Annotated in this window: 19 protein-coding genes and 2 pseudogenes; 11 read left to right on the forward strand and 10 right to left on the reverse strand. The window is 66.4% G+C overall.

Features of this window, described 5'->3' with window-relative positions; translation table 11 throughout:
• Positions 1-13 precede the first annotated feature (13 nt).
• The 4 genes from ACFOJE_RS00575 to yaaA form a co-directional block, all read right to left on the reverse strand.
• Positions 14-1,177 carry a PilZ domain-containing protein gene (locus ACFOJE_RS00575; RefSeq protein ID WP_377812281.1) on the reverse strand — a complete coding sequence of 388 codons (1,164 nt, stop codon included), beginning with the start codon at positions 1,175-1,177 and terminating at the stop codon, positions 14-16.
• A 33-nt stretch (positions 1,178-1,210) separates the two neighbouring features.
• Positions 1,211-2,692, reverse strand: a complete 1,482-nt coding sequence (gene alg8, locus ACFOJE_RS00580) for a mannuronan synthase (protein ID WP_377812282.1) — start codon at positions 2,690-2,692, stop codon at positions 1,211-1,213.
• Between the two features lie 73 nt (positions 2,693-2,765).
• Entirely contained in the window at positions 2,766-4,076 is a 1,311-nt protein-coding gene (locus ACFOJE_RS00585) for a nucleotide sugar dehydrogenase (RefSeq protein ID WP_377812630.1), read from the reverse strand.
• 887 nt (positions 4,077-4,963) lie between these two features.
• Positions 4,964-5,743 carry a peroxide stress protein YaaA gene (gene yaaA / locus ACFOJE_RS00590; RefSeq protein WP_377812283.1) on the reverse strand — a complete coding sequence of 260 codons (780 nt, stop codon included), beginning with the start codon at positions 5,741-5,743 and terminating at the stop codon, positions 4,964-4,966.
• Between the two features lie 151 nt (positions 5,744-5,894).
• Here yaaA and dmeF point away from each other — a divergent pair, with 151 nt between their 5' ends.
• The 5 genes from dmeF (at position 5,895) to moaE (ending at position 9,976) form a co-directional block, all read left to right on the forward strand.
• Entirely contained in the window at positions 5,895-7,013 is a 1,119-nt protein-coding gene (dmeF, locus tag ACFOJE_RS00595; protein ID WP_377812284.1) for a CDF family Co(II)/Ni(II) efflux transporter DmeF, read from the forward strand.
• A gap of 301 nt (positions 7,014-7,314) precedes the next feature.
• Entirely contained in the window at positions 7,315-8,712 is a 1,398-nt protein-coding gene (locus ACFOJE_RS00600; protein WP_377812285.1) for a PhoH family protein, read from the forward strand.
• A 78-nt stretch (positions 8,713-8,790) separates the two neighbouring features.
• Positions 8,791-9,261 carry a cyclic pyranopterin monophosphate synthase MoaC gene (moaC, locus tag ACFOJE_RS00605; RefSeq protein ID WP_377812286.1) on the forward strand — a complete coding sequence of 157 codons (471 nt, stop codon included), beginning with the start codon at positions 8,791-8,793 and terminating at the stop codon, positions 9,259-9,261.
• Positions 9,262-9,279: 18 nt separating this feature from the next.
• On the forward strand, positions 9,280-9,528 hold the full coding sequence (locus ACFOJE_RS00610; RefSeq protein WP_377812288.1) for a MoaD/ThiS family protein: 249 nt from the start codon (positions 9,280-9,282) through the stop codon (positions 9,526-9,528).
• A gap of 1 nt (position 9,529) precedes the next feature.
• Complete coding sequence (gene moaE / locus ACFOJE_RS00615) at positions 9,530-9,976, forward strand: molybdopterin synthase catalytic subunit MoaE (RefSeq protein WP_377812289.1); 447 nt, start codon at positions 9,530-9,532, stop codon at positions 9,974-9,976.
• A gap of 48 nt (positions 9,977-10,024) precedes the next feature.
• Here moaE and rhlB read toward each other — a convergent pair whose 3' ends face one another.
• Positions 10,025-11,461, reverse strand: a complete 1,437-nt coding sequence (gene rhlB / locus ACFOJE_RS00620) for an ATP-dependent RNA helicase RhlB (RefSeq protein WP_377812290.1) — start codon at positions 11,459-11,461, stop codon at positions 10,025-10,027.
• A 148-nt stretch (positions 11,462-11,609) separates the two neighbouring features.
• Entirely contained in the window at positions 11,610-12,269 is a 660-nt protein-coding gene (locus ACFOJE_RS00625) for an alpha/beta hydrolase (protein WP_377812291.1), read from the reverse strand.
• Positions 12,270-12,575: 306 nt separating this feature from the next.
• On the opposite strand from ACFOJE_RS00625, the pseudogene ACFOJE_RS00630 reads away from it, so the two are divergent.
• The 3 genes and pseudogenes from ACFOJE_RS00630 to ACFOJE_RS00640 all read left to right on the forward strand — a co-directional run bounded on the left by ACFOJE_RS00630 (position 12,576) and on the right by ACFOJE_RS00640 (position 14,820).
• A pseudogene (locus ACFOJE_RS00630) lies at positions 12,576-13,427 on the forward strand (OprD family outer membrane porin).
• A gap of 142 nt (positions 13,428-13,569) precedes the next feature.
• Positions 13,570-13,794 (forward strand): annotated as a pseudogene (locus ACFOJE_RS00635) (GIY-YIG nuclease family protein); the annotation flags it as partial.
• 90 nt (positions 13,795-13,884) lie between these two features.
• Entirely contained in the window at positions 13,885-14,820 is a 936-nt protein-coding gene (locus tag ACFOJE_RS00640) for a glutathione S-transferase family protein (protein WP_377812631.1), read from the forward strand.
• A 22-nt stretch (positions 14,821-14,842) separates the two neighbouring features.
• Here ACFOJE_RS00640 and ACFOJE_RS00645 read toward each other — a convergent pair whose 3' ends face one another.
• The 4 genes from ACFOJE_RS00645 to ACFOJE_RS00660 form a co-directional block, all read right to left on the reverse strand.
• On the reverse strand, positions 14,843-15,661 hold the full coding sequence (locus ACFOJE_RS00645) for a polyphosphate kinase 2 family protein (RefSeq protein ID WP_377812292.1): 819 nt from the start codon (positions 15,659-15,661) through the stop codon (positions 14,843-14,845).
• An 81-nt stretch (positions 15,662-15,742) separates the two neighbouring features.
• Positions 15,743-16,750 (reverse strand): nucleoid-associated protein YejK, encoded by a 1,008-nt coding sequence (yejK, locus tag ACFOJE_RS00650; RefSeq protein ID WP_377812293.1) that lies wholly within the window; start codon positions 16,748-16,750, stop codon positions 15,743-15,745.
• A gap of 70 nt (positions 16,751-16,820) precedes the next feature.
• Positions 16,821-18,134 carry a TAXI family TRAP transporter solute-binding subunit gene (locus tag ACFOJE_RS00655; protein ID WP_377812294.1) on the reverse strand — a complete coding sequence of 438 codons (1,314 nt, stop codon included), beginning with the start codon at positions 18,132-18,134 and terminating at the stop codon, positions 16,821-16,823.
• A gap of 70 nt (positions 18,135-18,204) precedes the next feature.
• Positions 18,205-19,119, reverse strand: coding sequence for a LysR family transcriptional regulator (locus tag ACFOJE_RS00660; RefSeq protein ID WP_377812296.1), 915 nt, complete (start codon positions 19,117-19,119; stop codon positions 18,205-18,207).
• Between the two features lie 102 nt (positions 19,120-19,221).
• Here ACFOJE_RS00660 and ACFOJE_RS00665 point away from each other — a divergent pair, with 102 nt between their 5' ends.
• Genes ACFOJE_RS00665 through ACFOJE_RS00675 form a run of 3 tightly spaced genes read left to right on the forward strand, consistent with a single transcriptional unit; the run spans position 19,222 to position 21,205 of the window.
• Positions 19,222-20,049, forward strand: coding sequence for a DODA-type extradiol aromatic ring-opening family dioxygenase (locus tag ACFOJE_RS00665; RefSeq protein WP_377812297.1), 828 nt, complete (start codon positions 19,222-19,224; stop codon positions 20,047-20,049).
• An 18-nt stretch (positions 20,050-20,067) separates the two neighbouring features.
• A complete protein-coding gene (locus ACFOJE_RS00670) occupies positions 20,068-20,862 on the forward strand; it encodes an SDR family NAD(P)-dependent oxidoreductase (RefSeq protein WP_377812298.1) in 795 nt (264 codons plus the stop codon).
• Positions 20,863-20,908: 46 nt separating this feature from the next.
• Complete coding sequence (locus ACFOJE_RS00675) at positions 20,909-21,205, forward strand: DUF2218 domain-containing protein (RefSeq protein ID WP_377812299.1); 297 nt, start codon at positions 20,909-20,911, stop codon at positions 21,203-21,205.
• Positions 21,206-21,219 lie beyond the last annotated feature (14 nt).

Genomic DNA, 21,219 nt, shown 5'->3' on the forward strand with positions numbered 1-21,219 from the left:
CTTGAATTCCCTTTCAGAAGCCTGCGGCCAGAGCTTTGTCGATCAGCCAGTCGAAAGAGGGACCGCGGTCGACCTGCACCTCGACCGGCTGGCCGATCAGGGTGCTGTCGAGCGGCTGCTCGGGACGGATGACCACGTGGATCGAGTCCGACAGTTCGGCGTTCTGCAGCGTGCTGCTGACGATCTGGCCGTGGCGCTCCTTCTCCTCGCCCGGCAGGAGGAATTCGACCCGCGTGCCCGGCTTGACCCGCTCGAAGTCGCGGTAGGGGAAGCGCGCCTCGATGTCCGCCTCGCTGTTGCGCGGCACCAGTTCGAAGATCACCGAGCCCTTGGTGGCGTACTGGCCGTCGGCGACCGTCTGGCGGATCACCTTGCAGTCGCAGGGGCTGGTCAGGGTGCCCTTCATCTGGCGGCTGAACAGCTGCTCGACGTTGGCCGGGTTCAGTTGCTCCTCGGTCAGGTGGCCCTTGAGCACTTCCAGCATGGTGGAGGAGAAGGAGGCGATGGGGGCGCCCTTGGCGACGATGCCGTCCGGGCCGACCAGGCTCTGTACGGTGCCTTCGCGCGGCATGGTCACCTGCATGCCCGGCACGCTGATCATGGCCGATTCGGCATGGGTGACGAAGTAGATGCCGTACAGCTCCTTGAGGATCAGGCCGAAGGCGCCGACGCCGACGACCAGGACGCCCAGGCTGAAGGCGATCGCGCGCGCGCGCTCGAGCAGGGTCTGCGGGGCGAGGGTCTTGCCTTTGCGGGACTTGGTGAAATTGTCCCGCTGCAGGGTGCTCATGACGTCGCCGATGGTGACCAGCTCGCCGCTCAGGTGGGCGGTGATCAGGTGGCGCAGGGTCGAGATCTGCCGCGCATCCAGGTTCTGGAACTGGCAACCGGTGCGGCCGCTCTCCGGATCGACCGAGCGCACCTGGAAGTCCACGTCCATGGCCAGGCTCAGGTTGTCGATCTGGAACAGCAGCTTGCCCTTGTGGTGGTCGCCCACCTGGTTGGACTGCGGGGCGGCGACGAAACTGAAGCCGCCGGCGGAGATGTCGATCAGGCGCTGATCGATGGTCTGCCGGTTGTTGCCGACGAAGCGGATCTTCGCCGGCAGCTTGACCCGGGCATGTTGCCGTTGAGCTTCCGACTCGTGGACCACATTGACGTTGACTGCGGTATTCATGGTTGTCTTCCTTCTCGAATCATTCGTGCCCGCTCAGACCGCGACCATCAGCACAGCGATGAATAGGCTGGTTGCGGAGAAAGTCATGGCCCGTGACGACCAGTTGTTGAACCAGCTCTGGAAGCTGGCGAGTTCGCGGTTGAGCTTGGTGTCCTGGCGCGTCCATGACTGCTGGTCGAGGCGGAAGAACACGTGGATCTTCACCAGTGCGCCGACGATCTGGTTGTAGTAGAGGATCAACGGATAGGCCGGTCCTATGTGGTGGCCGGATGCGGAGAGCAGGAGGGTCAGGACGAAGCGCGTCGAGCAGATCCACAACAGGTAGATCAGGAGGAAGACCAGGTTGTACTTGATGCTGGCGATGATCGCCACGCACAGGCCGAGCAGGCTCGTCCACATGGAGAAGCGCTGGTCGAGCAGAACCACCGAGGTGAACCAGCCGAGGCGGCCGACCCCCAGCTTCAGCGCCCGGGAGTTTTGCCGCAGGTTGTTGCCGTACCAGCGGAACATCAGCTTGCGGCTGGCCTTGATGAAGCTCTTCTCCGGCGGGTGCTCGACGGTATGGATCTCCGCATCGGGCACGTAGAAGGTGTCGTAGCCCAAGCGCATGAGGCTGAACCAGCTGGACTTGTCGTCGCCGGTGAGGAACTTGAAGCGGCCGAGGCGCCAGTGGTCGAGGTTATCGCTCTCCACGTCGGCGATGAACTCGGGGTCGGTCACCACCCGGGCACGGAACATGGACATGCGCCCGGTGAGGGTGAGCACGCGATGGGACAGGGCCATCGAGCACATGTTGATGTGGCGCTGGGCGAAGCGCAGCTTGTGCCACTCGCTCATGATGTAGCTGCCCAGCACTTCGCAGAATTCGTTGGTGGTCAGGCCACCCATGTTGGGGAAGATCTTGAAGTAGGGGACCGTCTTGCGCACCACGCCGGCATCCAGCACGGTGTCGCCGTCGATCACCGCGACCACGGCGTTTTCGTCGGGCATGTGCCGGGAGATGGCACGGAAGCCGTTGGCCAGACCGTCGCGCTTGCCGGTTCCGGCGATCCGCACGAAGTCCAGCTTGACCCGCTCCGGCGGGCTCAGCTTGGCCCAGAGGCTCTTGATCAGCAGCTCGTCGGACATTTCCACGATCGAGCAGACCACGGTGGTCGGGTAGCCGCAGTCGATCGCTTCTTGGATCACCGAGCCGTACACCTTGCCGGTGGTCAGGGCGTCGATGCGGAAACTGGTGACCATCAGGAACACATGGGAAGGATCGGCGTCCTTGCCCAGCTTGTGCGCCTTGCGCCGGTAATAGGGGAACACCACGTACAGGAACAGCATCCCGCGCAGGAAGTGGAGGGCGCCCATGGAGTAGCGCCAGATGCCGATGACGCCGATCAGCAGGATGAAATCCTTCGATTGCGCGTCGAAGACGGAGCCGGGCACCGCCAGCGCGAGCAGCATGAGAAAACTGAGGAAGAACAGCCAGCCCGCTGCCTCGCCGAGACCATGCTTTAACCTGTCCATAGCAAATTCCGTTGTCTGTGTCCGAGAGCGGGGAGGCGGAGGCGCTTGCGCGCCGCCGCTTTCCCGTCATGCCTTACCAGCAGATCCCTTCCGCGTTCTCGCGGGTGGTATGCGGCATGAAACCGACCAGATCGATCACCTTCTTCCCGGCCGGCGCCTGCTTGGCCAGCTTCTCGAAGCGCTCGTCGCCGTTACCCAGCACGATGATGTCGGATTTCTCGATGATCTCGTCGAGATCCGAGTTGAGCAGCGAGGAGACGTGGGGAATCTTCGACTCGATGTAGTCCTTGTTGGCCCCGTGCACGCGGGCGAACTCCACGTTGTTGTCGAAGATGCTCAGGTGGAAGCCCTTGCCGATCAGCATTTCCGCCAGTTCCACCTGCGGGCTTTCGCGCAGGTCGTCGGTGCCGGCCTTGAAGCTCAGGCCGAGCAGGGCGACCTTGCGCGAGCCGTGGCTTTCGATCATGTCGAAGGCCTTCTGCACCTGGGCGGCGTTGCTGCGCATCAGCGAGTTGATCAGCGGCGCTTCGACGTCCCACTGGCTGGCGCGATAGGACAGGGCGCGCACGTCCTTGGGCAGGCAGGAGCCGCCGAAGGCGAAGCCCGGACGCATGTAGTACTTGGACAGGTTGAGCTTGTTGTCCTGGCAGACCACGTCCATTACCTCGCGACCGTCGACGCCGGCGGCCTTGGCGATATTGCCGATCTCGTTGGCGAAGGTGACCTTGGTGGCGTGCCAGACGTTGCAGGTGTACTTGATCATCTCGGCCACGGCGATGTCCTTGCGGATGACCGGCGCGTCGAGTTCGCTGTAGATCGCTTCCAGGGCGTCGCCGGACGCCTTGTCCAGCTCGCCGATCACGGTCATGGGCGGATAGTTGTAATCCTTGATCGCGGTGCTCTCGCGGAGGAATTCAGGGTTGACCGCCACGCCGAAATCGACGCCGGCCTTCTTCCCGGAGCAATCCTCGAGGATCGGGATGACCACGTTGCGCACGGTGCCCGGCAGGACGGTGCTGCGGACCACCACGATGTGGCGTTCGCTCTTGTCGCGCAGCGCGTGGCCGATCTCGCGGCAGACCGCTTCGATGTAGGTGAGCTCCAGGTCGCCGTTCTTCTTGCTGGGGGTGCCGACGCAGAGCATGGACAGCTCGCTGTCACGAATGGCATCGGCCACATTGGTGGTGCCACGCAGCATGCCGCTCTCGATGCCCTTGCTCAGCAGTTCCTCGAGGCCCGGCTCGACGATGGGGGATTTTCCCTGGTTGATCATTTCGATCTTGGTCGGGGAAATATCCACACCGATAACTTTGTGGCCTCGTGCAGAAAGGCAACCCGCACATACTGCACCAACATAGCCCAATCCAAAGATGCTGATACGCATCATGATCACCTCTTCCTTTTGCGATATTAAAATAATGGCCATTACTCGCCATCAGTTTTGCTAGTGCCCATCTGAGTGCCGGGATGACGCATGCAGGCAACTAGTGGCCCAAGTTCGGGCGAATTTCAGGCAAAGCATGATTCATGCGTCAAAAGACAGACGCCAAGAAATACAGGTAATCAGGGGGGCCCAGACAATGGAGTCATACTCATTGCGTGGGAGCTTCCGGTAAGTTTCCTTGACTGCAGGACCGTTCCGGTCTGCTTTCCCTGTACTAAGTCTTTGTATTTATGGACTTCCTTCTGTCTTCCTTGAGATGAGAGATTCCTTACTTCCGGAAATGCTGGCAGCTGGCTGGTACTGGCTTGGTAATTCCTTTTAGGAAAGCTCCTTGGGTTGCTCTTTCGATACGAGCGTTCCAATTATTGGCACATTTCGCTCAGTACAGATCATAAGCGTCAAAATTAGTTCCGTGAATATTGGATTGCTATCAATCGTTGATCGGAAAATTGACACTTTGCTTTTTGTGTTGCAGCTCTTGGTCGTCGTTGGGTGATGTTATTTTAATGTCTTGCTATTAGTTTGATATTAAACACTGGTGCTTCGTTAGTTGATGTTAGTGTGACAGTAAGTTCTGCTCGAAGTTTTAAATTAGAACCATGGTGCCAATAATCGAGTGATGGCTCGTCAATAATAAGTCTCACCGAAGTGGCTCTAGTTGGTTCGAGAGTGCAAATAGAGTTTGGTCAAGATTTGAAAATGTGAGGGGCGGGAGAGAAAGAATTTTCCGAGCGGTTGGCTTCGGGAACCGCCGCCGGAAAATGGGCGCTACCGACGGCACCTCGACTCGAGTGGGGCGTGCCGCCGGGAGCGGGGAGGCGCGTCGATCAGGCCTCGGGAGCGTCGCGCAGGAAGACCAGGCTGTCGGGGGAGGATTGTTCGGCGCAAAAGCGGTAGCCCTGGGCATCGAAATCCCTCAGGCCGGCCGGATCGCGCAGGCGTTCCTTGATCACGTAGCGGGCCATCATGCCGCGGGCCTTCTTGGCATAGAAGCTGATGATCTTGTACTGGCCGTTCTTCCGGTCTTTGAACTCGACATCGATGACCCGCGCCCGCAGCGCCTTGCGCTTGACCGCCGAGAAATATTCGTTGGAGGCGAGGTTGAGCAGGATGTCGTCGCCCTGTTCGAGCAGAGCCTCGCTCAGCCAGCCGCTGATGCGCTCGCCCCAGAAGGCGTAGAGATCCTTGCCGCGGGCATTGGCCAGCTTGGTGCCCATCTCCAGGCGGTAGGGCTGCATCAGATCCAGCGGGCGCAGCACGCCGTAGAGGCCGGACAGCATGCGCAGGTGCCGCTGGGCGAAGTCGAAGTCCGCTTCGCCGAAGTCCTCGGCGTTCAGCCCGGTGTAGACGTCGCCTTTGAAAGCCAGCAGGGCCTGCTTGGCGTTCTGCGGGGTGAAGTCCGGCGTCCAGCTGCCGTAGCGGGCGGCGTTGAGCCCGGCGAGCTTGTCGGAGAGCTGCATCAATTCGCCGATCTGCGCCGGGGTCAGCTCGCGCAGCAGGGCGATCAGCTCCTGGGAGGAGTCGAGATGTTGCGGTTGGGTGAAGCGGGGCGTGACCGGCTGGGTCTCGTAGTCGAGGGTCTTGGCCGGGGAAATCACCATCAGCATGTGAGCGTCTCCAGATAATCTGCGGCGATTCTAGGCGCTCGGGCCGCGCGGGCTCCAGTCATCGGGGGCGCCGTCGGCGGACTATCCGCCGATGCTTGACCTTCCCGGCATGGATGGGCACAAACTCGGGCTCCCTCCAGGAGTCGATGCGATGACAGAAACCGAATCGTCCCGCCAGTGCAATCACGACCACTGGCAGCCCTCCCATGACTACCGGCCGCTGGAGCTGGGAAGCGAGCGCCAGGCCTGGCGGGTCATGGTTCTGACCGGCCTGACCATGCTGGTGGAGATAGCGGCGGGCTACTGGTACAACTCCATGGCGCTGCTGGCCGACGGCTGGCACATGGCGTCGCACATGGTCGCCATCGGCCTGACTGCCCTGGCCTATCTGCTGGCCCGGCGCTACGCCCAGGATTCGCGCTTCGCCTTCGGCACCTGGAAGATCGAGGTATTGGCCGGCTTCGCCAGTGCGCTGCTGCTGGTGCTGGTGGCGGCGATGATTCTCGGCGAGTCGCTCTGGCGGCTATGGAGGCCGCAGGCGATCGATTTCGACATGGCCCTGTGGGTGGCGGCGATCGGTCTGCTGGTGAATCTGGCTTCCGCCTGGCTGCTGAGCGACCAGCACGATCACGGACACGCCCATCATCGTGACCACGACCACGACCACGACCACGACCACGACCACGACCACGACCACGACCACGACCACCATAGCCATGCTCGCCACCATCACGGTCACGCACACGGGCATGTACATGGCGGGCGCGATCTCAACCGCCATGCCGCCTATCTGCACGTGCTGACCGATGCCCTGACCTCGGTGGCGGCGATCGTCGCCCTGCTCGGCGGCAAGTTTCTCGGCTGGACCTGGCTGGACGCCCTGATGGGCGTGGTCGGGGCGCTGATCATCGGGTTCTGGGGCAAGGGGCTGCTGATCGACGCCGGCAAGGTCCTGCTCGACCGGGAAATGGACAGCCCGCTGGTGGCGCGGGTGCGTGCTACGCTGGAAAGTGAGCCGGACACCGAAGTCACCGATCTGCACCTGTGGCGGGTCGGGCGTGCCCAATATGCGTGCATCCTCAGTGTGGTGACCCACGGCGATTGCTCGGCGGACCGATACAAGGCCTGCCTGGCGGCGTTCCGCGAGCTGGTGCACGTGACCGTGGAAGTGAACCGCTGCGCCACCGGCCGGCCCGGCTCCGGGGCACCCAGCCTATCGAATGTACCCCCCGCGCAGGGGGACGCCAAATCATATTCTTCGATGGGATAAAAAAAGTCCGGCCAGTCCGAAATGTACTTTTTTCTGTCATCTGTTTTGCGGTATGAACGAAAACAGACCGCCATAGAGGCCACTGGGAATGCGTGGGACGGCTGGGCGGGGAAGCCGGGTTGCGGCGTGATGTCCGCCGACCTTTCGACGTAGTCTCAGGGACCTGCGCACCAGCGAGGGGCTTGGCCATGGGCCCGCTTCTTGCGTGTCTTCTCCTGCCGCCGCAGGAGAAGCCGGCGGTTCACCGGCGGAGCGCCGACTAGGCATTCCGTCGTCTGCCCCCTGAGAAAGGTGACCGAGTATGGATGACCACGGATGCGCCCGTTCCACCCAGTCGACCCTCTACGTCCTCGACACCAACGTTCTGATCCATGATCCCAACGCTCTGCTGAATTTCCAGGAACACCAGGTGGCCATTCCCATGACCGTCCTGGAGGAGCTGGACAAGCTGAAGGCCGGAAAGAGCTCGATCGCCGCCGAATGCCGCCAGGCCATCCGCCTGATCGATCAGGTCCTCGGCGAGGCGACCCCCGAGCAGGTCGAGGAGGGCGTTCCCATCCAGCGCGGCAAGAGCGGTTCCTGCGGCTGGCTGTCGATCCTCATGAGCAAGGGGACCGGGGCCGCCACCTGGCTGCCGGACGACGGCAACAACGACAACAAGATCATCAATCTGGTGGTGGAGCTGCAGGGCCGGCGCCCCGAGATTCCCGTGGTGCTGGTGACCAAGGACATCAACATGCGCCTGAAGGCGCGCGCCTGCGGGGTGGCCGCCGAGGATTACCATACCGACCAGCTGATCGACGACGTCAGCCTGCTGTCGCCCGGTTACCACAGCCTGCCGGGCTCCTTCTGGGATCGCGTGAGCAAGGTCGAAACCCGCCAGGATCACGGCGGACACGCCTGGCACCGGGTGCTGCTCACCGACAACCTGCCGGCGGTGCACATCAACGAGTTCATCCTCGACGAGCAGGGTTTCGTCGGCTGGGTCAAGGGCATCAAGGGCGACGAGCTGCTGATCCTCGACATGCACCAGGAGCCGCTGCTGCACCAGGAGGCCTGGGGACTGCGACCACGGGACATCCATCAGGCCCTGGCGCTGTTCGCCTTGCTCGATCCGGATATCCACCTGGTCAACCTCACCGGCGCCGCCGGCTCCGGCAAGACCATCCTGGCCCTGGCCGCGGCCATCGAGCAGACCATGGTCAGCAAGCGCTACCGGCGCATCATCGCCACCCGCAGCGTGCAGGGGCTGGACGAGGACATCGGCTTCCTGCCCGGCACCGAGGCGGAGAAGATGGAGCCCTGGCTAGGCGCCATCACCGACAACCTGGAAGCGCTGCACATGGACGACGAGAACACCCATGGCAGCGTCGATTACATCCTGCAGAAGGTGCCGCTGCAGTTCAAATCCCTCAACTACATCCGCGGACGCAGCTTCCAGCAGAGCCTGATCCTGATCGACGAGTGCCAGAACCTCACGCCGCACCAGATGAAGACCATCATCACCCGCGCCGGCAACGGCTCGAAGGTGATCTGCCTGGGCAACCTGGCGCAGATCGACACCCCCTACCTGTCCGCCACCAGCTCCGGCCTGACCTACCTCACCGAGCGCTTCAAGGACTTCCCCCTGGGCGTGCACATCACCCTGCAAGGGGTGCCACGTTCGGCACTAGCGGAATACGCCGAGCTGAACATGTAGCGGCCGTGGCGGGAGGCAACCGGGCCTCCCGCCTTTTTGCCTATATAATGGTCGGCATCGTTGCTGGAGATGCCGCTCATGCTCACCCATCTGGATTCCCAGGGCCATGCCCACATGGTCGATGTCACCGACAAGGCCGATACCACCCGCGAGGCCGTGGCCGAGGCTTTGGTGCGCATGCGCCCCGAGACCCTGCGCCTGATCGAGGAGGGCGGCCACCCCAAGGGCGACGTATTCGCCGTGGCGCGGGTCGCCGGGATCATGGCGGCGAAGAAGACCCACGAGCTGATTCCGCTCTGCCATCCGCTGCTCTTGACCGGCATCAAGGTCGAGCTCGAGGCCGAAGGCGAGGATCGAGTGCGTATCACCGCGCGCTGCAAGCTGGCCGGCCAGACCGGCGTGGAGATGGAGGCACTGACCGCCGCCAGCGTCGCTGCGCTGACTCTCTACGACATGTGCAAGGCGGTGGACCGCGGCATGCTCATCGAACAGATCCGCCTGCTGGAGAAGCAGGGCGGCAAGAGCGGCCATTACCGGGCCGATGCCTGATTACTCCGAGACCAATCCATGATCCACGTGCATTACTTCGCCCGCTACCGCGAGACCCTGGGTATCGGCGACGAACGGCTGAACTGGGACGAGAGCTTCGCCCGGATCGACGACCTGCGTCGCCATCTGCTCGACCGCGGCGGCAACTGGCAGGTGCTCGCCGAGCGCAACCTGATGTGCGCCCGCAACCAGGAGCTGTGCGGTTTGGACGAGCCACTGGCCGACGGCGACGAAATCGCCTTCTTCCCCACCGTCACCGGAGGCTGAGATGAGTATCCGGGTACAGACCGCCGCCTTCGATCCGGGAGCCGAGCTCAACGCCCTGCACGCCGCCGACGTCGGCGTCGGCGGCGTGGTCGGCTTCGTCGGCTACGTGCGCGACTTCAACGAGGGCCGCGAGGTCGGCGGCCTGTTCCTCGAGCACTATCCGGGCATGACCGAGAAGGCCTTGGCGAAGATCGCCGACGAAGCCGGACGGCGCTGGCCGCTGCTGAATCTCGAGATTCTCCACCGCATCGGCCGGCTGGAGCCGGGCGAGCCGATCGTCTTCGTCGGTTGCGCCAGCGCCCACCGGCAGGCGGCCTTCGAGGCCTGCGAGTTCGTCATGGATTACCTGAAGACCCGCGCTCCGTTCTGGAAGAAGGAGGACACCGGCGAGGGCCCCCGCTGGGTCGAGGGTCGCGACAGCGATCAGGAGGCGGCCGGGCGCTGGTAGGGTGGACAAGCCGGCGGCGTTGTCCACTCTACAGGGCTCGACGATGCATCAGGAGTGCCGCGGAACCGGCTTGAGCAGTTCGGCGGGCGGGATCTCGCAGTCGATCTTGCGGCCGATCAGCGCCTCGATCGGCGGCAGGGCGAAGGCATCGTCCTCGCCGGCGAAGCTGATCGAGGTGCCGCTGGTGCCGGCGCGGCCGGTGCGGCCGATGCGATGCACGTAGTCGTCCGGGTCTTCCGGCAGGGTGAAGTTGATCACGTGGCTGATGGCATCGACGTGGATGCCGCGGCCGGCCACGTCGGTGGCCACCAGTACGCGGATCTTGCCCTCGCGGAAACCTTCCAGCACCTTGATCCGCTTGACCTGCGGCACGTCGCCGGACATCTGCGCGGCGCTGACGCCGTCCCTGGTCAGACGTTCCTCGATGCGCCGCACCTCGTCCTTGCGGTTGGCGAACACCATCACCCGCGTCCAGTCGTTCTGCGTGATCAGGTTGTACAGCAGCTTGTACTTGTCGCTGCCGGCCACGGCGTAGACGTGCTGCTCGACGGTGTCGCTGGCGACGTTCTCCGGCTCGATCTCGACGATGGCCGGGTCGACCGTCCACTGCTTGGCCAGGTTCATCACGTCGTCGGTGAAGGTGGCGGAGAACAGCAGGGTCTGCCGCTCGCCCTTGTACGGGGTCTGGCGGATGATCTGCCGTACCTGCGGGATGAAGCCCATGTCCAGCATGCGGTCGGCCTCGTCCAGCACCATCACCTCGACCATGTCCAGGTGCACCTCGCCGCGCTGGTTGAAGTCCAGCAGGCGGCCGGGGGTGGCGACCAGGATGTCGCAGTACTTCTCTTCCAGCTGCTTGAGCTGCTTGTCGAAGTCCATGCCGCCGACGAAGCTCATCACGTTGAGTTTGGTGTACTTGGTCAGCGCCGCGGCGTCCTTGGCGATCTGCACCACCAACTCGCGGGTCGGCGCGATGATCAGCGCCCGCGGCTCGCCCATGTAGCGCTCCTTCGGCGGCGGGGTGATCAAGAGCTGGGTGATGATGGAGACCAGGAAGGCGGCGGTCTTGCCGGTGCCGGTCTGCGCCCGGCCGATGGCGTCGCGGCCTTTCAGGGTGTGTCCCAGCACCTGCGCCTGGATCGGCGTGCAGTAGGTGAAGCCGAGGTCGTGGATGGCGTGCATCAGCCGCGGATCCAGGGCGAAGTCGTGGAAGCGGGTCTTGCCCTCCTCGGGTTCGACCTGGAAATCTTCCGGTTTCCACTCGGCTTTCGGGCTGGCCGCGGGCGTTTGGCGCGGCGGCTTGTCGGCCTTCGGCTTGTCGCTACGCGGCGGCTTGCTGGCCTTGTGATCGGCGCGCGGCGAGCGGGTTGGCTTGTCCTGGGATTCGGCGGAGGCGGCGGGGCGCTCGACAGCGGGGAGTTCCGCAACCGGAGCGGGCCTGGCCTCCTCGCCCTTGCCGAAGATTCTTGTGAGTGCTTTCAGCACGGTTATCTCGTCGGTGAATGGGGATGATCGTCCCAGTGTAAAACAAGAAGCCGGTATGGCGAAGAGCCTGCCGACAGTGTTTTCCCGCGAATGTCAATCGGCTACTGATCAGGGTTGCGGAAAATCGGACGAGCTTCCGCCTGGGGGCTCAGCCGAGCCGCTGGCGCAGCCAGTCGGCGATGTCCTGTACTTCCCGGGGCACGACCTCGTGGCCCATCGGGTATTCCCGCCACTCCACCGGCACGCCGCGGGCGGCGAGGAAGTCGTGGGCGGCGCGGCCGAGCGCCATGGGCACCACGTCGTCGTGGCTGCCGTGCAGGTGCAGCACCGGCAGGTGCCGCTTCTCCGGGGCGAGGACGATCTCCGCGGAGAAGGTCGGGGCGTAGGTGGAGAGGGCCATGACCCCGCCCAGCGGCCCGTTCCAGCGCAGGAAGGCCGCGTGCAGGACGACCGCGCCGCCCTGGGAGAATCCGGCGAGGACGATGCGCGCCGGGTCTATGCCGGCATCCCGCTGCCGCTCGATCAGCCCGATCACCGACTGCGCCGACTCCTCCAGCTGCGGCGTGTCGATCGCCCGCGAGGTCGGGCTCATGGCCAGGATGTCGTACCAGCTGGGCATCTCCCAGCCGCGGTTGATGGTCACCGGCCGGCGCGGCGCCTGGGGCAGGATGAAGCGCACGCTGGGCATGACCTGCTGCAGCGAGCGGGCTACCGGCTCGAAGTCGTGGCGGTCGGCGCCGAGGCCGTGCAGCCAGATGACGCAGGCGTCGGCGGCGCTCGTCGGCTCCAGGATCAGGGGTTCGTTCATGGGGGCTCCAGTGCGAGGGCGGGGTGGCCGATGGATCGCCGGTGCGGCGTCGGAACTGCGGCAAGCTTACACAGTTTCGGCTTTTCCGACCTCGCCATACGCGATCGGCGCAGGCGGTGCATTCGGGATGCGGGAGTGGATGGCAGGCCATGCTAGAGCGGCAGGCAGACAGACAAGCCTGTGCATCGCAGGCGGAAGCTGGTGTTTAATGGCCCGGCTTTATGCGATCAGTTTTGACGCCGGATAATTGACCTGCTCGGTTTTCATCCTCTTTCTCCATGATCCGGCGAAGAGTAGTCCCTTCCCATGAGGAAGAGTCGTACGAGTATCACCCGCCTCATCCCGTCCATCGCCATAGCCGCCTGCCTGCCTTCGGTCCACGCCGCCGAATCCGGCTTCCTCGAAGGCTCTTCGGCCACCCTGCAACTGCGCAACGACTATTTCAGCCGCGGTTTCTCCGACATCGTCGGGGCCAGCAGGAAGTCGAAGGCGGAGGAGTGGGCCCAGGGCTGCATCTTCAACTATCGCTCGGGCTATACGCCCGGACCGGTCGGTTTCGGCCTCGACGCCCTCGGCGTGGTGGGCGTCAAGCTCGACAGCAGCTCCGAGCGGACCGGAACCGGCCTGCTGCCGGTGCATGGCGACGGCAAGGCCGCCGACGAATACGGGCGAATGATGCCGACGCTGAAGGTCCGGGCCTCCAAGAGCGAGGTCAAGGTCGGCGGACTGCAGCCGGAGCTGCCGGTGCTCATGTTCAGCGACATCCGCCTGCTGCCGCCGACCTACCAGGGCGCGTCGCTGGTCTCCAACGAGCTTCCCGGGCTGACCCTGTAGGCCGGCCAGCTGTGCTCCTTCAGCCGGCGCGATTCCAGCGACAGCCAGCACTCCTGGCAGGTGCGCGACGACCTCGATTTCGCTTCCCTCGGCCTGCCCGGGCTGAATGCCCCCCTGCGTTACGTCAGGGGCAGCGACGTGCGGACCGGGCGTGGCTTCGAGGGCGAATACAGCGAGCGTGACATCGACCTGTCCTACACGGTGCGCAACGGCCCGCTGAAGGACGTCAGCCTCCGTCTGCGCCATGCCGTGGCCCATGCCAACTACCGTACCGACATCGACGAGAACCGGGTGGTCGTCAGCTACACCATGAAGCTGATCTGACCCGCGGCCGGTTGCCCGTGCCGCCAGTGCGGGCAGCCATGCCCCGCTGGCCCGGACGGCGGGAATTGCCTAAGCTCGGCAGCCCCGTTCCCCGCCAGAGAGCCGTCTTGTCGTCATTCCTCTTCCCCGGCGCGCAGTCCGCATGAACGCACCGACCAAACCCTGGTTCGTCTACCTAGTGCGGGCCGCCAACGGCGCGCTGTACTGCGGCATCAGCGACGATCCGCAGCGGCGCTTCGCCATGCACCGGAGCGGCCGCGGCGCCCGTTTCTTCCATACCAGCCCGGCGCAGGCGCTGGTCTATGTCGAGGCCTGCGCCGACAAGGGCGCGGCCCTGCGCCGCGAGCGGGCGGTCAAGCGCCTGTCGAAGCCGGCCAAGGAGGTCCTGGTGGCCGGGATGGGAACGACGGAGGACGCGCAGGCTCTGAGGAAGACGGATTCCATGGAGGACCCCGGCATGCACGAACTCATCCTGCACCATTACCCCAACTCGCCGTTCGCCGAGAAGGCCCGGCTGATGCTCGGCTTCAAGCAGCTCTCCTGGCGTTCGGTGAGCATCCCGCCGGTGATGCCCAAGCCGGATCTGACCGCGCTGACCGGCGGTTACCGGCGCACTCCGGTGCTGCAGGTCGGCGCCGACATCTACTGCGACACTGCGCTGATCGCCCGCCGCCTGGAGGCGGAGAAGGCGACCCCGCCCCTGTATCCGGAGGGGCTGGAGTTCATCGTCTCCGGCTTCGCCGCCTGGGCCGACCGGGAGCTGTTCCAGCATGCGGTGAGCCTGGCCTTCCAGGACGAGGCCCTGGCCCAGCGCTTCGCCGGGCTGCCGGCGGAGGCGCTGCAGGGCTTCCTGGCCGACCGCGCCGCCCTGTTCAGCGGCGGCACCCTGAGCCGCCTGCCGCTGGTGCAGGCCCGCCAGCAGTGGCCGACCCTGATGGCCCGCCTGCAGGAGCAACTGGGGCGGGAGATCGGCGATTTCCTGTTCGGCGAGGCCTCCCTGGCCGATTTCGCCGTGGCCCATCCGCTCTGGTTCCTCTGCGCCGTCCCCGCCACCGCCGGGCTGGTCGACGCCTATCCGGCGGTGAGCGCCTGGCTCGGTCGGGTGCGGGGCTTCGGCCACGGTTCCCACGACGAACTGCCCGCCCCGGAGGCCATCGAGATCGCCCGCGCCGCCACCCCGGCGCCCCTGCCGGAGGGCGAGGGCCTGGCGCTGGAGGGTTTCGCGCCGGGCCAGCGGGTGCTGGTCGCCGCCACCGACTACGGTGTCGATCCGGTGCACGGCGAACTGGTCCACGCCGGCGTCGAGGCGCTGATCCTGCGCCGCGAGGATCCGCGCGCCGGCGTCGTGCACGTGCACCTGCCGCGCCTGGGCTACCGCATCGAGGCGGCTTAGCGTACCGCTGCCGGCGCCCGGGTCAGGCCCGCTCCAGCTCGTCCGCGGTGAACGGCGGAGGGCGCTGCGGCCAGTCCAGATCGAGCTTCTCCAGTTCCCGCGCCAGCAGGCTGGCGAGCAGCAGATCGCGCAGCCAGCGGTGGTCCGCCGGGATCACGTACCAGGGGGCCTGCGGCCGGTGGCTGACGGCCAGCAGCGTCGACCAGCGCGCCTGGCGCAGATCGAACTGGCGGTGCGCCTCCAGGTCGCCGGCGGCCAGCTTCCAGCGCTTGTCGATCTGCTCCAGGCGCTGATGCAGGCGGCGCTTCTGTTCGTGGCGGGAGATCTGCAGGTAGCACTTGAGCGGTTCGATGCCCTGCGCCGGCAGGTGCTCCTCCTGCGCCAGCACCTGTTCCAGGCGCGCCGGCACCTCGTCCTCGCCGCACAGCCCGTCCAGCGGGTCGCTGATCAGGCCCTCGTACCAGCTGCGGTCGAACACGCCGAGCTGGCCGGGGGCGGGCAGGCGTTGGCGGTAGCGCCAGAGGAAGTCGTGCGCCCGCTCCGCATCGCTCGGCGGCTGGAAGCCGTGCACCGCCAGGGCCCGCGGGTCGAGTCCGGCCAGCACGCGGCGGATGACGCCGTCCTTGCCCGAGCAGTCCGGGCCCTGGAGGATCAGCAGCAGCGCCTCGCGGCGGTTGGCACGGAGTATGGTTAGGCGCTCGCGCAGCCACTCCTTGAGTTCGGCCAGGCGCTCCTGGGCCCGGGCCTTGTCCAGGCCGTACTGGCGCGCCGGGTCGCCGGCCAGCGGCGCGTCGGGGCGGCACAAACAGTCGTCGAGTATCTCGTCCGGCAGGCGGGACATGGAGCGCTCCTGGTCAGGCGGGGAAGGGCGCGGGTGCCTTTCCCCATGAGCGTAGCCGGTGCGGGTTTTTCCCATCGGCGGTCATTCCTTGCGGCGCTTGAGCTGGTCTTTCAGCTGGGTCGGCAGGTTGTGGATGATCAGGGTGTCCTGCGCCTCGTCGTACTCGATCTTCGAGCCGAGCAGGTGCGCCTCGAAGCTGATCGACAGGCCCTCGGCGCGGCCGGTGAAGCGGCGGAACTGGTTGAGGGTGCGCTTGTCCGGCGGGATCTCTGGCGACAGGCCGTAGTCCTTGTTGCGGATGTGATCGAAGAAGGCCCGCGGGCGTTCCTCGTCGATCACCTCGGAAAGCTCCTCCAGGGTCATCGGCTCGCCGCGCCGGGCCTGGTTGCTGGCGTAGTCGACCAGCGCGCTGGTCTTCTCCCGGGCCGCTTCCTCGGCCAGGTCCTCGCTCTCGACGAAGTCGCTGAAGGCCTTGAGCAGGGTGCGCGTCTCGCTCGGCGCGTCGACGCCTTCCTGGCAACCGATGAAATCGCGGAAGTAGTCCGAGACCTTCTTGCCGTTCTTGCCCTTGATGAAGGAGATGTACTGCTTGGACTGCTTGTTGTTGCGCCACTCTGAGATGTTGATCCGCGCCGCCAGGTGCAGCTGGGCGAGGTCCAGGTGCTTGGCCGGGGCGACCTCCAGGCTGTCGGTCACCGTCACGCCTTCGCTGTGGTGGAGCAGGGCGATGGCCAGGTAGTCGGTCATGCCCTGCTGGTAGTGGGCGAACAGCACGTGGCCGCCGGTGGAGAGGTTGGATTCCTCCATCAGCTTCTGCAGGTGCTCGACCGCCTTGCGGCTGAAGGCGGTGAAGTCGGTTTCGCCCTCCAGGTACCGGCCCAGCCAGCCGCTGAAGGGATAGGCGCCGGACTCCTCGTGGAACAGGCCCCAGGCCTTGCCCTGCTTGGCGTTGTAGCTCTCGTTGAGGTCGGCCAGGAGGTTCTCCATGGCCTGGGACTCGGCCAGCTCCGAGTCGCGGGCGTGCAGCACGGCGGGGCTGCCGTCGGGTTTCTTCTCGATCAGGTGGACGATGCAATGGCGTATCGGCACGGCGGTCTCGCATTGACGGGAACGGATGCCGGCAGTTTACCCGAGCGGCCCGCCCGCGGGCGGCGGGCGTTCACTCGGGCGGTGACGGCTTGAGCCCCTTGAGCCGCTCGATCATGTAGCGCACGTGCAGGTGCAGGGCGTACAGCTCGTGGGAGAAGGACAGCGGCACGTCGACCCGGCCCAGCTCCTTCTCGATATCCGCCAGGCGGGCGATCTCCTCGTCCAGGCGCGGGCCGAGGGTGCCGTCGTGGAGCAGGGCGTCGACCTCGTGCAGGTGCCGGTACCAGCGGTAGATCCGCGAGCGCATGCGCCACTCGTAGATCGGCGAGATCAGCTTGGTCAGCGGCAGCAGGACGGCGAGGAAGGGGATCAGGAGAACGATATAACGGTCGACCACCGAGGCGATGCGAAACGGCAGGAAGCGCTGCAGGTAGGGCAGGCCGGTGCGGTAGTAGCTGTCCGCCTCCTTGGTCAGGGGGAAGCCGCTGGGCTCGGCCTGCGGGAAGCGGTCCGGCGGGTCGAGCAGCGAGCCTTCGCGCAGGACCTTGCGCGAGGACTCCAGCAGCAGCGGGGTCAGCGCCGGATGCAGGCTGGCGTTGGCGACCAGGGTGGCCACCGGCGAGAGGGTGGTGAGCGGCCGCTCGGGGCTGTCGTGGGCCAGGTCGAGCAGCCCCGGCGGGACCGTCAGCGCCTGCAGGAAGGGGAAGCGCGCCTGGTAGGCCTCGGCGCGCGGAATGCCGGTCAGGCGCAGCCGGGGATTGCGCGCCAGCTGCTGGATCAGCGGATTCTCCGGCGGGCCGACGAAGAAGGCCGCATCCAGCTTGCCCTGATTCAGCGCGGCGACCGCGTCGGCACTGTCCAGCGGCAGCCAGCCGGGCCGGCGGCCGATGCCGTTGGCGGCGAAGAGGCTCAGCACTACCGGCTGGGTGCCGCTGCCGTCGCTGCCGATGCCTATCCGCTTGTCGATCAGATCGGCCAGTCGGCGGGCCTTCAGCTCGCGGCGCTGGAATAGCCACAGCGGCTCCCGGTACAGGGCGCCGAGTCCGCGCAGGCGCCGGCGTTCCTCCTCGCTCAGGTTCAGCTCGGCGCCGCTCTGCACCAGGCCGATCTGCACCGGGCTGTCCGCCGCCAGCAGGAGCCGGAGGTTGTCCGTGGAGCCGCCGCTGTCGACCAGTTCCAGTTCGATTCCTTCCGCGGCCAGGCGCGCCTTCAGGCGCTCGCCGAAGGCGTGGTAGCCGCCGCCCTCGACCCCGGCGGCCAGGCGCAGATGGCTCGGCGGCGCCGGGTCGAGCGCCCAGACGAACAGACCGACCGCCGCGGCCAGCACCGGCACCAGCCAGAGATGGGCCTTGAGGTAGAGCTTCAGGTCGTGGAAGCGGGTCATGGCGGCGGCTCCCTGCCGGGCCGGGCATATCTGTACCTTAGCCAAGCCGGCGAGCGCCTGCTCGCGCGCCTCAGCGCGCCAGCCAGGGCGGGGGGCCGGCGAAGATCTCGCTGAGGAAGTCGAGCATCGCCCGGACCTTGGCCGGCGGCCGGCGGTCGGGCGGGTAGAGGGCGTGGATGCCGCCCAGGGCGTAGCTCGGCTGGTCGAGCTCCAGGGCCACCAGCTCGCCGCGCTCGAGGGCCTCGGCGACGATGAACAGCGGCTGGTAGATCACCCCCTGGCCACCCAGCGCGGCGGCCAGCAGGGCCTCGCCGTTGTTCGCCGCCAAGTCGCCGCTGATCGGCACGCGCACGGCGCCGTCGCGGCCGAAGGCCCACTCGCTGCTGCCGCACCAGGGCGATAGGGTGTAGCCCAGGCAGTTGTGCTGGGCCAGCTCGGCCACCCGTCGGGGCACTCCGCGCGCATCGAGATAGGCGGGGGCGGCGCAGACCAGCACCGGGCAGTCGCCGAGCCGGCGTGCCTGCAGCGGGCTGTCGACCAGTCGGCCGATGCGGATGGCGATGTCCCAGCGGCCCTCGATCAGATCGACTTGACTGTCGGTAAGGCCCAGTTCGACCCGCACTGCCGGATGCCGCTTGGCGAAGACCGGCATCCGCGGGGCGATGAAGCGGCTGCCGAAGGACAGCGGCATGTTCAGGCGCAGCAGACCGCTGGCCTCGACCCGCTGCGAGGCGACCGCAGCCTCGCTCTCGTCGATGTCGGCGAGGATGCGCTGGCAGGCATCCAGGTACAGGCTTCCGGCATCGGTGAGGGTCAGGCGGCGGGTGCTGCGGTGGAACAGCTTGACTCCGAGGTGGCGCTCCAGGGCATCCACGTGCTTGGTCGCCATCGCCGGCGACATCCCCAGATGCCGCGCGGCCGCGGAGAGACTGCCGGATGCCGCGGCGCGGGCGAACACGCGCATGCCGGTTACGCGATCGAGCATTTAATACTCCTGGTTGAAACCTATCGTCTCGCTTGCCTGATTATCATTTTCCGATTGTAGGCCATACTGCCTGCTTATCCACCCGCAGAGGAGAGTCACCCCATGTATGCCAGCGCACCCGCCGACTCTTCGGGCATACAGCCGACCCTGTTCATTCCCCACGGCGCCGGCCCCTGCTTCTTCATGGACTGGGATCCGCCGACCGCCTGGAACGCCATGGCCGACTTCCTCAGGGGCGTCGCCGCCACGCTGCCGCAGCCGCCGCGGGCCATCCTGATGGTCTCCGGGCACTGGCTGGAGCCGGGCTTCAGCGTCACCAGCGGCCGCCAGCCGGGGCTGATCTACGATTACTACGGGTTTCCGCTGCATACCTACGAGCTGCGCTACGACGCCCCCGGTAGCCCGGAGCTGGCCGCGCGGGTCGCTGACCTGCTGGCGGGCGCGGACCTGCCGGTGCGGCAGGACGGCGAGCGCGGCTTCGACCACGGCATGTTCATCCCGCTGAAGCTGATGTTCCCGGCCGCCGACGTTCCGGTGGTGCAGCTGTCGCTGCGCAACGACCTCGATCCGGCGGCGCATCTGGCGGCCGGCCGCGCCCTGGCGCCGCTGCGCGAGGAGGGGGTGCTGATCGTCGGCAGCGGCATGAGTTTCCACAACATGCGCGGCTACGGCGATCCGCGCTTCGGGCCGATCTCCGACGCCTTCGACCGCTGGCTGACCGCCACGGTGGAGGCCGCACCCGAGGAGCGCCACGCCCGCCTGCTCGACTGGGAGCAGGCGCCGATGGCCCGGCTGTGCCACCCGCCGCGGGCCGAGGAACACCTGCTGCCGCTCTTCGTGGTGGCTGGCGCCGCGGCCACGGATGCCGGCCGGCGGGTATTCTCCGACCGGGTGCTGGAAACCACCCTTTCCGCTTTCCGTTTCGGCTGATCCCACAGGAGTTTTCCCATGCTCATCGATCTTTCCGGCAAGACCGCCATCGTCACCGGCTCCACCGGCGGCATCGGTTTGGCCATCGCCCGCGGCCTCGCCGAGGCCGGCGCCGCGGTGGTGATCAGCGGCCGCGAGCAGGGCCGGGTTGCGGCGGCCTTGGCCGAGCTGCGCGCGACCCGGGGCGGCCCGCTGGCCCGCGGCGTGGTCGCCGATCTTGCCGACGCCGCCGGCTGCCAGGCGCTGATCGCCGCCGAGCCGAGCGCCGACATCCTGGTCAACAACCTCGGCATCTACGGCGCGAGGGATTTCTTCGAGATCGACGATGCCCACTGGGAGGAGATCTTCCAGGTCAACGTGATGAGCGGCATCCGCCTGTCCCGGCATTACGCCAGGGGCATGCGCGAGCGGGGCTGGGGGCGGATCCAGTTCATCTCCAGCGAATCGGCGCTGAACATTCCCACCGAGATGGTCCACTATGGCGTCAGCAAGACGGCGCTGCAGGGGCTGTCCCGCGGGCTGGCCAAGGTCCTGGCCGGCAGCGGCGTGACCGTCAACTCGATCCTGCCGGGGCCGACCCGCACCGAGGGGGTGATCGAGTTCATCGGCGCCATGGCCCGCGAGCGCGGCGTCTCCCAGGCGGAGATGGAGGCCCTGTTCCTGCGCGAGAACCGCCCGACCAGCCTGATCAAGCGCTTCGCCACCCCCGAGGAGGTGGCCAACCTCTGCGTCTACGCCGCCTCGCCCCAGGCCAGCGCCACCACCGGCGCGGCCCTGCGGGTCGAGGGCGGCATCGTCGAGAGCATCGCCTGACATTCGTTCCCGGCCGGTGCGCCGGCGGCTCCAGAGGAGTACCCGCATGACCGTTTCATCCGCCCGGATCGCCTCGCAGGACCCGGCCCGCCTGATCCGTCGCCTGTGCCGGCACTGGGCGCACAAGTTTCCCGTCAGCCTCGACGAGCGGCAGGGCGACATCCGCCTCCCGCTGGGGGATTGCCTGCTGCAGGCCGGCGAAGGGCAGTTGCTGGTCCGCCTGCGGGCCGAGGACGCCGGACAGGTCGCCCAGTTCCAGACGGTGGTCGCCGACCACCTGCAGCGCATGGCCGGCGACGAGGCGCTGGTCTTCGCCTGGCAGGCCGAGGCCCGGCCGGCCTGAGCGGAAGGCCCCGC

The organism is Azotobacter bryophylli, from assembly GCF_042643485.1.
In the GTDB taxonomy this organism is placed as follows: domain Bacteria; phylum Pseudomonadota; class Gammaproteobacteria; order Pseudomonadales; family Pseudomonadaceae; genus Azotobacter; species Azotobacter bryophylli.